Genomic DNA, 13363 nt, shown 5'->3' with positions numbered 1-13363 from the left:
TTCGAACGACGTTGCATGATAGGGGCGGAGTCGTCCAACCCCGGAACCCCACCGCATGCGGCTGCTGTTCGTGGAGGACGACGAAGCGCTGGGGCGCGGCGTCGTGGCCTTCCTCAGGTCCGAGAACTTCACGGTCGACTGGGTCACCGACGGCGAAACCGCGCTTGAGCAACTGGCCGAGCCCTACTCCGTCATCGTGCTGGACCTGGGCCTGCCCGACATCGGCGGGCTGGAGGTCCTGGTGCGCCTGCGCCGGGCCGGCAACCGCACGCCGCTGCTGATCCTGACCGCCCGCGACGCCCTGAAGGACCGGGTCAGCGGCCTGGATCTCGGGGCCGACGACTACATGCTCAAGCCCTTCGAGCCCGAAGAGCTGGCGGCCCGCGTGCGCGCCCTGGCCCGCCGGCGCGGCGGCGATCCCTCACCCACGCTCTCGGTGGGCAGCCTGACCATCGACCGCAACGGCGCCCGCGCCTATGTCGACGGCCGCGACCTGGAACTGCGCCGGCGCGAGCACACGGTGCTGCTGGTCCTGGCCGCCAATGCTGGCAAGATCGTCACCCGCCAGCGCCTGATCGGCGAGGTGTTCGGCCACGACGACGAGGCCGGTCCCAACGCCCTGGACGTCTATGTCGGCCGCGTCCGCCGCAAGCTGGAGCCCAACGGTCCCCGGATCACCACCTTGCGCGGCCAGGGATATCTGCTCGAGCCCTGATGGTCCGGATCCAGTCCCTCACCGCCCGCCTGCTGGTCGCCCTCGTGGCGCCCCTGATCGTGTCGGCGGTGCTGATCGGCATCGGCGACGCCTGGGTCACGCAAAGGGTCGTGGACTACACCTCCGACCGCCTACTGGCCGCCTCGGTGCGCGCCATCGCCGAGTCCGTGACGCTCGAGACCGACCATGTCGAGGTCGACCTGCCGCCCTGGGCCTTCGGTCTGCTCGACAGCCCTCAGCGCGACAGCGTGTTCTACAACGTGCGCCAGTCTGGCCGCGCGCTGACCGGCTATGACGACCTGCCCGACTTCGACGCCGAGGCGATCGCCGCCAATGGCGAGCCGGTGTTTCGCACCCTGGTCTATCAGGACCGCCGCGTGCGCCAATCCGCCGCCGCCCTGCGCGTTCCCGGCGCACCGGCTCCGGTGGTGATCTCGGTGGCCCAGACGCTGGAATCGCGCGCGGCCGTTCGCAACTCCCTGATGACCACGGTCGGCGCCATCGAGGTCGGTCTCGTCGGCCTGGTGGCCCTACTGATCTGGCCAGCCGCCACCTGGAGCCTGAAGCCCCTGGACGGCCTGCGCCGGCGTCTGGCCGAGCGCTCCGACGCCCGCGATCCGGACTTTGCGCCCGTCGCTGTCGGCGACGTGCCGCGCGAACTCCAGCCCGTCGTCGTGGCCTTCAACAGTCTGCTGGGCCAGCTGGAGCGATCCGTCGACGGCGTGCGCCGCTTCACGGCCGACGCCTCGCATCAGATCCGCACGCCGCTGGCGATCGTGAAGACCCACCTGGCGGTCCTGGCCAAGGGCAAACGCTCGACCGCCGACCAGGCCTCGCTGACCGACGCCCTCGAAGCCGTCGACCGCTTGCAGCGGCTGATCGAACAGCTGCTGGCCCTGGCCCGCGCTGAGGCCTTGGAGACCGACGGCCTGCAGGACGCAGATCTGGTCGCCTGCGCGCGCAGCCTCGTTGATCGCTGGAGCGTTCGCGCGGCCGCCGACGGCGCTCGCCTGACGCTGCGCATCGAAACCACATCCGCGCCTGTCGCCCTGGCCGCGCCGCTGGTCGACCAGATCCTCGAAAACCTCCTCGACAATGCGTTGCGTTACGGCGGACGCGCCATCACGGTCGGCGTCGGTCAAGATGGAGACCGGTCCGTGCTGTGGGTCGCGGACGACGGACCGGGCTTGCCGGACAAGCTGAAGCAACGCCCCTTCGAACGCTTCGTGCGCGGCCCGCAGACATCCGGACAAGGCAGCGGCCTTGGCCTTTCCATCGTCAAGGCGCTGGCCGCCCGCGCCGGGGGAACGGCCGTCCTCGAAGAGCTCGCCGAAGGCGGTTTGAGCGTTCGCGTCTGCTTCCCGCAAGCGATGCGTTAAGGCCGCGTCGGCGCCTCGTGTTCGAACCACTGCGTCGGCAGCGCCCGCTTGACCGGCCAGATCTCGTCCAGGGTCGCGGCCTCGTATAGGCGGCCGTTCTTCATCACCTGACCCAGTTTCTCGACATTGGCGATGTCGACCAGCGGGTCGGCGTCGAAGATCAGCAGGTCGGCGAACTTGCCGGGCTCCAGGCTGCCGATGTCGTGGGTGCGGCCGATGGCCTCGGCCGAGCCCATGGTCGCCGCGCGGATGGTCTCCAGCGGCGTTGCCCCGCCCGAGGCGAACAGCTGCATCTCCCAGGCAAAGCCTAGACCCTGCACCTCGCTGTGGCTGCCCAGGCCCACCACGCCGCCGGCGCGCTGGATGGCCAGGGCGTCCTTGGCGAAGCTGGCGTAGGACATGTTCTCCGGCGGCGTCCAATGGCGGTCGCCCAGCTTGGACGCGAGGACGCCCGGCGGCATGAAGCGCTTCAGGCGGGGCTCGTCCTGCGGCCGGCGGGTGATGATCAGGTCGAACAGCGGCGGCTCGCCGCCGTAGAGCACGTTCAGGGTCGGCACCAGGCTGGTGCGCGACTGGGCGAACAGCTGCACCACGTCCTCGCGCAGCGGCGACACCGGCAGGGCGTGCTCGTTGCCCGAGAAGCCATCCAGGGCGTGGGTAAGGTTGAGGTTCAGATCCGACGCACCCTCGGTGGTCGGCATCATGCCCAGGGCCTTGGCAGCCTCGACCATGTACTGCCGCTGGGCGCGGTCGCCGACCATGTACGACTTGATGTTGCGGGTGCGGTATTCGTCGCGATAGCGCTTGAGGACGTCTTCGGCCTGCGCCTGGCTGTCGATGTGGCTGGCGGTGAAGACGCCGGGGCCGGTCGAATAGAGGCGCGGGGCCAGGGTCAGGCCGGCGTCGGCCATGTCCTGGTAGACGAACTGGTCATTGGTGAAGGTCTGCGGATCCAGGCTGCTGGTGATGCCGAACGACAGGCTGACCAGGAACGACCACGGCTGCGGATCCTGGACTTGGCGACGGATGTCGAACCAGTGGGCGTGGGCGTCGATGAAGCCCGGGGTGATCACCTTGCCGGTGACGTCGCGAACCACCGCCCCCTTGGGCAGCGGCGCGGCGCCGGCCTTGCCGACCGAGACGATGCGGCCGTTCGAGACGACGACGTCGGCGTTCTGGATCACCTCGTCGCCGCGCATGGTGACGACCGTCGCGCCCCGCAGGACGATCGCGCCCTCGGGGACGTCGCGGGCGATCTCGACCTTGGCGCTGACCGCAACCGCCTTGGCCTCGCTGGCGCCCGGCGCGCTGCGGTCGATATCGGCCACGGCGATCTTGCGCAGGGTCGAGCCGACCGACCAGACGATCAACTTACCGCCGTCGGCCCAATCGAAGAAGTCCGCGCCGATCTTCGTCAGCTTCACGACGCCGGACGTCGCCGTCTCCAGATTGACCTCGGGCGTCTTGCCGTCGACGGCGGCCGGGACGTCGACCAAGAAGAGCTCGGACGCCGTGCGGACGATGGCCTTGTCGCCGGCGGGGCTGAGCTTGATCTCCTCGGCCGGGACCTGGACGCCGACATACTGTGACCAGGGCCGGACCTTGCCGAGGAACTCGGTCTTGGGCTTGGGATCGCTGCCGTCGAGGGCGACCGACTGGACCGCGCCCACATAGAACCGGACGCGCTTGGGATCGGCGCCGAGGGACAGCAGCCGAGCGGACGAGGTGTGGGCCACCAGAGTTTGCGCACCGCCGGCAGCCGGCAGGCGGACGATGTCGGTCGGCCAGTCGGGCGAGGCCTCGCTGGCACGGCGCAGGCGGTCGTACTGGCTGGATTTCAGGGTCACGATCGACGCGCCATCCGGCGAGAACGTCGGCTCGGTATAGAAGGCGCCGTCGTCGGTCAGGCGCACCGCCTTGCCGCCGCCGACCGGCATCCGCCAGATCGCCCCGCCCTCGCGCGGGTCCCAGGTGACGAGCACCAGCGCCTTGCCGTCCGGCGACCAGCGTGGCTGGAAAGCCTGGCCCGGCGCGCCCTTGATCTTGGCCGGCTTGCTGCCCGGCTTCAGGTCCTGGACGTAGAGGCCGCCGAGCGCGGTGAAGGCGAAGCGCTGGCCATCCGGCGAGACGCTGGGGGCCTGGATCAGACGGACGCGGACCGGACCAGTCTCCTCGACCTGGCTGACTCGGGTCAGCGGACCCAGATCGACCTTGGCGTGGACCGTGAACGGGATCGGCGTCACCGCGCCGGTGGCGACCTCGATGCGCCGCAGCTTGCCGTCGACGCTGGCGATCAGGGCCTTGTCGTCGGCGGTGAAAGTGAAGCGCGGGGTCAGGCCCGCATAGTAGCCCTGCTCCTGGCCGTCATGGTCGATCGGGAAGGCCAGCCAGCGGTCGGCGCCGGTGGCCAGCTCGCGCAGGCGCAGGCCGGTCTGGTTCTTCCAGCGGCTGGCATAGGCGATGAAGCGGCCGTCGTGCGACAGGGCCGGGCTCATCGCCCCGCCCTGCCCCTGGATGATCACGTCCTCGACGTCGGTCTTGAGGTCGCGGCGGGCGATGGACCAGTTCGGCGGGGCCTTCTCGGTCCATGTGTGGCCGGTCTTGCGAGCATAGTAGGCGTAGCGGCCGTCGGCCGTGATCGCCGCGCCCATGGCGTTGATGCGATTGTCCCAGTCCTCGCCGTTCGGCTGGGCCTTGACCACCGCCTTGCCCTCGGAGCCGTCCAGCGAGAAGCGCCACAGCTCGAAGGCCAGCACCGGGTGCTTCATGCGAGAGACGTAGACGGCCGCGCCGTCCGGCGCCCAGACGGGCGTGGCGAAGACGGTCAGCTTGTCCTCGCGGCTGACCTGGCGCGGATTGGAGCCGTCGGCGGCCGCCACCCACAGATTGGTCACGCCCGAGCGGTCGCTGACGAAGGCGATCGACTTGCCGTCCGGCGAGAAGACCGGCGCGGTCTCGAAAGCCTGGCCCGTCAGCACCGGCCGCGCATCCCCGCCCTTGGCGTCGATCGCGTAGATGTCGCCCAGCAGGTTGAAGACGATGGTCTTGCCGTCGGGCGAGAGGTCCGGCTGCATCCAGGTGGCTTCCTGGAGCGTGAGATCCAGACTGCGGGTCGGCTTCAGGCTGAGGCCGTCGGCTGCGGCGACACTGGCCGAAGCCAGCATCGTCGCCGCCAGGAGGACGCGGCGAACCGCTTTCGAAGTGTTCGGAAGGGTCCGCCGCATTTTACTCAAGCTCTTAGAAGGTCACGTCCACGCGCACGCCCGCCGTGCGCGGACGCACGATCGAATAGGCCGGAGCGGCCTGGTCCGTGAACGGGGCGTTGAGGATGCCATATTCGTTGGTGAAGTTGTTGACGAAGCCCAGCACCCGGACCTTGTCGGTCGGGGCGATCGAGGCCCGCAGGTCGAAGATGTTGAAGTTGCCACGGGTGTTGGGATTGCCGAACGCCACCGGGGCCTTGCTCAGATAACGATGCGCCACCTCGAAGGTCGGGGCCAGGTTCACTTCCGGGAAGGCGAACGACAGGGTGTTCGAGGTCGACCACTTGGACGAGCCCGGCAGGGTCGTGCCAGCCGCATAGCCGCCGCCGACCGCGAAGCTGTCGGGCAGCATCGTCGTCAGCTTGGCTTCCTGATAGGTGGTGCTGTTGCTGAAGGTGATGTGCTGGCTGACCTTGAACTGGCCCGCGAACTCGACGCCGTCGACCTTGGCCGAGCCGGCGTTGGTCACGTACGAGTAGAAGTACGGCGCGGCCGTGAACAGACGGGCCTGGATGTCCTTCCACTTCAGATGGAAGACTGAAATGTCCAGCGACAGGCGGTTCTCCAGCAGGGTGGTCTTCAGGCCGGCCTCGTAGTTGTCGACCGTGTCGCTGCCGTAGCTGGTCGGGATGCCCGCCAGGATGGCCGCGTTCGGGTTTGGACCGCCGACGCGGAAGCCGCGCGAATAGGTGGCGTAGGCCATGACGCCCTTTTCCGGACGGAAGGCCAGGGTCACCTTCGGGGTGAAGCCGTTCTCCTTCTGGCCGGTGCCGAACGACGAGGCCTTGGGCGAGAAGCTGCCCGCGCCCAGGCTGCCGGCGGCGTTGGTGATCTCGGCGGTGTTCTTGGTGTCGTAGTAGCGGCCGCCCACCGTGAGCTCCCACTGCGGGGTGAACTTGTAGGAGACCTCGCCGAAGATTCCGAAGTCCTTGTTCAGGGTGTCGGAGATGTAGCCGTAGATCGCGTCGCCGGGGGCCAGGATCGCGCCGCTGTAGCCGCCGAAGTCACCCGGGTGAGCGTTGATGTAGGCGGCGGCGCCGGGCTGGTAGATGCGGTCGGCGCTGGACTTCTTGGCCCGCATATAGCTGGCGCCGATCAACCACTTCAGGCGGTCGTCCTCCTTGGAGGCCAGGCGGCCTTCCAGGGTGTCGATATCGGCGTTGGCCGCGCCGATGCTGTAGGCCGAGGCCGCGCCGGTCGTGACGCCGGTCACATAGGGGTACGGATAGGAATAGGTCGTGGTGTTGGTCTTGTGGTTGGTCGAGCCGATCACCGTCAGGTCCGCGAAGCCCACGTCCTGGTCCAGGCGTAGGCTGTTGAGCCAGAAGTCGGTCTCCTGCGGCTCGGCGCGCGGGGTGTTCCGGACATAGTCGTGCGAGAGGTAGGTCTGGTCGTCCAGCAGGCTGTCCTGGTAGGCCGACAGGAAGGTCAGCTTGGTCCCGTTGCCCGGGTCGAACACCAGCGAGCCGCGCACGCCTCGGGTGCGGAAGTCGTTGACCCCATCCTTCTTGACGCCCGGATTGTCCAGGAAGCCGGCGTCGAAGCGTTGCAGCGCGACGACCCGCAGGCCCAGCTTGTCGGTGACGATCGGGATGTTGACCATGGCCTTGGCCGCGTAGTTGGCCTGGCCCGCATTCTTGGTCGTCCCCAGCAGACCCGAGGCAGCGGCCTCGTACTTGCTGACATTGGCCGTCTTGGCCACGTAGTTGACCAGGCCGCCCAGGGTCGAGGAGCCGAACAGCGTGCCTTGCGGGCCGCGCAGCACTTCGACGCGCTCCAGGTCGAATGTGTCGACGTCGGGGATGCCGATCGGGAAGCCCGGCTCCACCACCACCACTTCGTTCAGATAGTAGCCCGTCGTGGTCTGGCCCTGCTCGTGATAGGTCGTCGCCGAGATGCCGCGCACGACCACTTCCGAGATGCCGGGCTGGTAGTCGTTGAAGGTCACGCCCGGCAGGCGGACGATATAGTCGGCCAGGCTGTTGGCGTTGACCTTCTGCAGGTCGGCGCCGCTGACCGCGCTGATCGGCATGGCGACGTCACGCACGCTTTCGCTGCGCTTGGTGGCCGTGACGATCAGGGCGTCCAGCTCGGTCGTGGGCTGCGCCGTGGTCTGGGCGCTGGCCGTCGCGCCCAACGACAACCCCGCCGCGACGATGCAGGCCGACAGCGACGCCGCGCCCATCAGTTTGGTCTTGCGCATATCTCGATCCCCTTATTCGGGGTCGACGGCGAGATGACCGACGCCCCTGTTCAAACCCCTCACAAACCCCACGGACGTCGGCGGTCGGCTCGCTGGCTTCGCGATGCTCGGCGACCGGTCACAACATCCGTGAGACTGAGGCTTGTCCTTTCGTGGCGGAGCAAAAACATCCAAAAACGGCAGGCCGAGGGGACCAAGCCGTTGCCAACTGGACCCCTGGCCGGACAGGGATTGGATGTTCCGGCCCCTGAGCGAAGCGCTCAGGCTGGCCCGACTGATAGACACGACGAGGGGTCCATGATCGATCGACGCAGCCTTATCCGCGCAAGCGCGGGCCTGGTGATGCTGGCGCCGCTGCAGGCGCTGGCGGCCGAGCGCGGCCTGGACACAGCCCTGATCAATGCGCGCGTGTGGACGCCCGGCGCTGGCGGCTCGCGCCTCTCGGCCATCGGCATCGTGGACGAGCGGATCGCCGCCGTCGGCGCCGACCAGGTCAAGGCGCTGACGACCAGCAAGACCAGGGTCGTCGACCTGAAGGGCGCGTTCGTGACGCCGGCCTTCACCGACAACCACACCCACTTCCTGATCGGCTCGACGACCCTGTCCCAGGCCGACCTGCTCAGCGCCACCGATCGCGCCGACTTCGCCGCTCGCATCGGCGCCGTGGCCAAGGCGCGGCCGGGCAAGTGGATCCTGGGCGGCTCGTGGGACGAGCAGCGCCTGGGCGGCGCCCTGCCCACCCACGAGTGGATCGACGCGGTGACGCCAGACACCCCCGTCGCCGTGCCGCGCACGGATCTTCACCTCTACCTGCTCAACAAGGTGGCGATGAAGCTGGCGGGCATCACCCGCGACACCCCCGATCCGCCGGGCGGCGTCATCGTCCGCGACGCAAACGGCGAGCCGACGGGCGTCGTGAAGGACAACGCCAAGACCCTCGTCGAGCGCGTTATTCCACCGATGACCGACGCCGAGACCGACGCCATCATGCGCCAGGGCATCGCCCACGGCCTCAGCAAGGGCGTGGCCCAGATCCACAATCCGGAACTGGACTGGCGCACCTACGAGTCGCTGCGCCGCCTGCGGGCCAAGGGCGAGACGGACATGCGCTTCTACGCCTTCGTCCCCCTGCCCGACTGGGAGAAGATGGCGGCCATCGTCGCGAAAGAAGGCAAGGGCGACGACTGGGTGCGCTGGGGCGGCCTGAAGGCCCTGGCCGACGGCTCGCTGGGCTCGCGCACGGCTGTTTTCCACGACCACTATGACGACGCGCCCGACCAGACAGGCGTGCGGGTCACCACCCTGGCAAATCTGCGCGAATGGATCACCGCCGCCGACGCCAAGGGCCTGCACATCACCACCCACGCCATCGGCGACCAGGCCAATGACGACGTGCTGGATATCTATCGCGACGTCGAGAAGACTAATGGCGTCAAGGATCGCCGTTTCCGCATCGAGCACGCCCAGCACCTGAGCGCAGCGGCTATCCCGCGCTTCGCCCAACAGAAGGTGATCGCCTCGGTCCAGCCTTATCACGCCATCGACGACGGCCGCTGGGCCATCAAGCGCATCGGCGCCGAACGGCTGAAGGGCACCTACGCCTTCAAGTCGCTGATGGACGCGGGCGCCACGGTGACCTTCGGCTCGGATTGGCCGGTGGCTCCGCTGGACCCGCTGACCGGCGTCTATGGCGCGGTGACCCGCCGGACCATCGACGGCGCCAATCCGAACGGCTGGCTGCCCGAGCAGAAGGTGACCGTCGAGCAGGCCCTGACCGCCTACACGCTCAACAACGCCTTTGCCGGTTTCATGGACGACCGCACCGGCAAGATCGCGCCCGGCTACTATGCCGACCTGACGGTGATGGACGCCGACCTGACCACCATCGATCCGCTCAAGATCGAGGGCGTGAAGGTCCTGCACACCTTCGTGGGCGGCAAGGCGCGGTACTCGGCCTAGATCCCGGCCGCCTTGGCGAGGGTGAGCAGCGCCTTGCGCGACTCCTCCTCGCGCAGGCTGGCGAAGCCGATGCGCAGGCCTCGGCCGGCGTCCTCACGGCTGGCGAACGAGCGTGACGACGCCAGGCGCACGCCCAGTTCCGGCCCCCGCGCCTCGATCCGATCCAGGTCGCCCTCATTCGGGAAGGTCAGCCAGAAGGCGAGACCCCCGTCCGGCGTCTTGAATCGCGCGCGGTCGCCGAACGCTTCGGTCGCCGCCTCGGCGAAAGCCAGTCGGCGCGCGGCATAGACCTGGGTGGCCTTGCGGGCATGGCGGCGCAGCTCGCCGCTCTCGATCAGCTCGGCGGCGGCGTCCTCGGTCAACATGTTGCCCATGCCGTCGGTCAGCGACACCGTGTGCGCCACCGCGTCGATGAAGGCCTTGGGCGCGGCGATGTAGCCGATCCGCAGGGCCGGCAGCAGCAGCTTGGACAGCGAGCCGGCATAGATCACGTACGACGGCGCATAGCTGGCGATCGGCAGCAACGGCTGCGACTCGAAGTGGAACTCGTGGTCGTAGTCGTCCTCGATGATCGCGAAGTTGAACTGCCGGGCCAGCAGCAACAGACGCAGACGCCGCTCGGGCCGCAGGGCCACGGTGGTCGGAAACTGGTGGTGCGGGGTCAGGAAGATGGCCTTCACGCCCCCTTCCCGGCATTTGCGCTCGACGTCCTCGACATCGACGCCCTGATCATCCAGGCCGACAGCCTCGACCTTGGCTCCGCAGGCGCGGAAAGCGGCCACGGCAGGCTCGTAGGTCAAGACCTCGACCAGTACGGTGTCGCCCGGCGCGATCAGGGTGCGAGCGGCCAGGAAGATGGCGTTCTGGCTGCCGCGTGTGATGCAGATATTCTCCGCCCCCACCGCCAGGCCACGCTCGGTGCGCAGCATTTCGGCGATGCCCTCGCGCAAGCCCGCTGAGCCACGCGGATCGCCATAAAGCATGCGGTTGTGCCGCGCCGCCCGCTGGATCGCCGAACGATAAGCTCGCCCCAGCACGTCCTCGGGAAACAGGCGACCGTCGGGCGAGCCCTCGTCCAGGCGCATGCGCGTGTCGCTAGGCAGGGCCAGGGGGCGAGCCGGGGGTGGGTTAAAGGCGTACGCAGGAGCCTTGGCGTCGACAGCCTCGACCACGATCTCGGCCTGGGTGGCGCGGACCGGCGCCGACTTGGGCAGCACGTCCGAAACCATGGTTCCGCGCGTGCCGTGCGAGGTCAGCCAGCCCTGGGCGATCAGGTCCTCATAGGCCAGCACCACGGTCTTGCGGTTGACGCCCAGCATGGTGGCCAGGCCCCGGCTGCTGGGCAGGTAGGCGCCCGAGGCCAGGCGACCGCGCTCGACCTCGTGGATCAGGCCGTGAACGATCTGCAGATACAGCGGCATGGACTTGGAGGCGTCGATCACCTCGCCCAGCGCCATGTTCCATGGTCGCGCCATTGGCCCCTCCCCGTACGCGAAAGTCTTCTTCTTATGGGTCCAACATGCGCCCATGCCAGCGGTACGGCAATCCTCCGGCTGGACCCGTACCCCTGTCAGTCTTGGTGCTTGTTCGGCGCCAGCCCGTTCCCGATTGTGCTCAGGAAAGCAGCGTCGGCCGGGGGTCGGCCTAGAAGACCGCGAGGCCCAAGCATGTCCGAGTCGACGCCGTCCGCCGCCCCGGATCCCTATCAGGGCGGCCTCGACGACGTGATCGACCTTATCCGCGAGTTCCCCCTCGCCTGGGTGGCCCCGCGCGATGACCACGCCGCTCAAGTCGCGACCCTGCTGCCGATGCTGGCCGACACCGACGCCGAGGGCCGGGTCGTCTCGCTGCTGGGCCACATGGCCAAGCGGAACCCCCTGCATGCCGCGCTGGAGGCCCAGCCGCACGCGGTGCTGCTGTTCACCGGCCCTCAGGCCTATGTCTCGCCCGGCCTGGTCTCGAACGGGACCTGGGCCCCGACCTGGAACTACGCCAAGGTTCGTGTCGAGGCGACGATCCGCTTCCGGCCGGACCTTGGACACGAAGCGCTCGACCGGCTCACCCGGGCCATGGACGTGCAGGACCAGACCGGCTGGAGGCCGCGCGACGTGGGGCCGCGCTACGAGGCCATGGAGCGCGCCATCATCGCCTTCGAAGCCAGGGTCACGGGCCTGTCATCCAAGTTCAAGCTGGGCCAGGACGAGACCCAGCAAGCGCTGAACGAAATCCTGGCCGGCCACGCCGACCCGGTCCTGACGCGGTGGATGCGCCGCATGAACGCCCATCGGCTGCCCGCCTGATACGTCCGAGCGATAGACGCGTCTGACTTTCGCGCATCGCCGGAGCGGCGATCTCGCGATGCACGCGCGCGCCGAGCGTGGACACCAATCAATCTCATAGTTGTATTTATCGAGAATGCGTATTTATAGTGGCGCCACTTGCTGCCTTGGATGGCAATTGTTGCGAGGGAGGCCAACGTGCAACTGTCCTATAGCAAAGCCACATCTCAACCTTTTCCCAGCAGCTATCGCACGGGATGGCTTCCCGAACCCGGCAGCGCCAGTTGGGCGAAATTCCACAAGCATGTCGCCGATGAAGTTCGCGCCTTTGACGGCCCGCTGGACCCGGCGGTCCAGGACCTGCTGGACTTTCTGACGACCAATCCGGTGGTTTCCTACCTGATGGCGAACGCCTGCCGGCAGAATAAAACCATGCTGAGAACGTCGAACCTGGATACGGACGGCGTCCCCATCCCCCGCATCCCCGACGCGCAGTTCTTCGCCGCCGTCTGCAACTTTCTCCTGACCTGGTGGCCGCGCTACATCGATGACGATCTGGTCGGCCTGCCGTTCTCAGGCTTCACGGTCGGGATCGACCCGACGCTGTCCGGATCTCAACTGCTGGGCCTTCCGCAGTTCAATGAAAAGATGGGGCAGGTCCTGAACCAATGGCACCAGTTCCTGGGCTCCCCCGCCTCCGGCGCAGGCTTCTCCAAAGACGGTGAGCAGTGGCTGTCGCCCAAGGCCAAGGCTTCGTACCAGTTCGACCTTTGGCAGAAAGACAACGAGACCCTGCCCTATTGGAATTCCTGGAATTCCTTCTTCACGCGCAATTTCAAGGATCCGCAGTCGGCTCGCCCTATCGCCGATCCTCAATCGAACCAGACCGTCATCTGCCCGAACGACGGATCGTTGTTCCGCTGGGATTGGAATGTCGCCGCCGACAATACGTTCTGGTTCAAGGACATGAACTATTCCCTGCGCGATATCCTGAGTTCCCCGGTCCCGGAACAACAGGCGGTCATCGACCAGTTCGGCCTCGTCGACATGTTCGACGGCGGCTATATTTTCCAGACCTACCTGAACCCCTACAACTTCCATCGCTGGTGGGTGCCGGTGAACGGCAAGGTCCTGTTCGACCCGATCTGTATTCCCGGCGCCTATTTCAACAAGCTGGTCCTGCCGGATTTCGGCGGCGCGACCACGGCGTCATTGCCCTATCTGACCGAGGTGAACGCCCGCGGGCTGGTCGTCTTCGAGACCGAGGACTACGGCCGCGTGTGCTGCATTCCTCTGGGCATGAGCGAAGTCTCGACGATCGCCTTCGACGAACAGATGAAACAGGGCGCTTCGGTCACCAAGGGCCAGGAAATGGGCATGTTCAACTACGGCGGCTCGTCCTTCGCCATCATCTACGAGAACCTGCCCGACAAGCAGCTCATCTTCATGGATGCTGACGGCAACCACTATCCGCAACGCCCGCAGACCGCGACCAGCAGCTCTGGGGCCGGCGGCAACGTGACCAACATCGGCGCGCAGATCGGCGTCTGGTACTCCCGCTAGGT

General features: G+C 67.5%; 8 protein-coding genes. 5 read left to right on the top strand and 3 right to left on the bottom strand.

Translation table 11 applies throughout. The features are described from left to right. The first annotated feature begins 55 nt into the window (after positions 1–55). A complete protein-coding gene (locus AC07NF_RS06090) occupies positions 56–715 on the top strand; it encodes a response regulator transcription factor (RefSeq protein WP_492810300.1) in 660 nt (219 codons plus the stop codon). Then, positions 715–2094, top strand: coding sequence for a sensor histidine kinase (locus AC07NF_RS06085; protein WP_494628148.1), 1380 nt, complete (start codon positions 715–717; stop codon positions 2092–2094). Before AC07NF_RS06090 ends, AC07NF_RS06085 begins: the two co-directional genes overlap by 1 nt. On the opposite strand, the gene AC07NF_RS06080 is transcribed toward AC07NF_RS06085, so the two are convergent. Next, complete coding sequence (locus AC07NF_RS06080) at positions 2091–5318, bottom strand: amidohydrolase family protein (protein WP_494628150.1); 3228 nt, start codon at positions 5316–5318, stop codon at positions 2091–2093. The two genes, AC07NF_RS06085 and AC07NF_RS06080, sit on opposite strands and share 4 nt — an antisense overlap. A 13-nt stretch (positions 5319–5331) precedes the next feature. Beyond that, positions 5332–7560, bottom strand: a complete 2229-nt coding sequence (locus AC07NF_RS06075; protein ID WP_494628152.1) for a TonB-dependent receptor — start codon at positions 7558–7560, stop codon at positions 5332–5334. Positions 7561–7857: 297 nt separating this feature from the next. Between AC07NF_RS06075 and AC07NF_RS06070 the strand changes: the two genes are divergently transcribed. Further along, positions 7858–9519, top strand: coding sequence for an amidohydrolase (locus tag AC07NF_RS06070; RefSeq protein ID WP_494628154.1), 1662 nt, complete (start codon positions 7858–7860; stop codon positions 9517–9519). Here AC07NF_RS06070 and pdxR read toward each other — a convergent pair. After that, complete coding sequence (gene pdxR / locus AC07NF_RS06065) at positions 9516–10994, bottom strand: MocR-like pyridoxine biosynthesis transcription factor PdxR (protein WP_494628156.1); 1479 nt, start codon at positions 10992–10994, stop codon at positions 9516–9518. The genes AC07NF_RS06070 and pdxR overlap by 4 nt on opposite strands. Positions 10995–11186: 192 nt before the next feature. On the opposite strand from pdxR, the gene AC07NF_RS06060 reads away from it, so the two are divergent. After that, positions 11187–11819, top strand: a complete 633-nt coding sequence (locus tag AC07NF_RS06060) for an FMN-binding negative transcriptional regulator (protein WP_494628158.1) — start codon at positions 11187–11189, stop codon at positions 11817–11819. Between the two features lie 177 nt (positions 11820–11996). Next, positions 11997–13361, top strand: a complete 1365-nt coding sequence (locus tag AC07NF_RS06055; protein WP_494628160.1) for a phophatidylserine decarboxylase associated domain-containing protein — start codon at positions 11997–11999, stop codon at positions 13359–13361. Positions 13362–13363 lie beyond the last annotated feature (2 nt).

The sequence above is a fragment of the Caulobacter sp. GW821-FHT10A06 genome (assembly GCF_059415805.1).
Note: the sequence above shows the minus strand (reverse complement) of the source record. Positions and strands in the feature narration are given on the sequence as shown.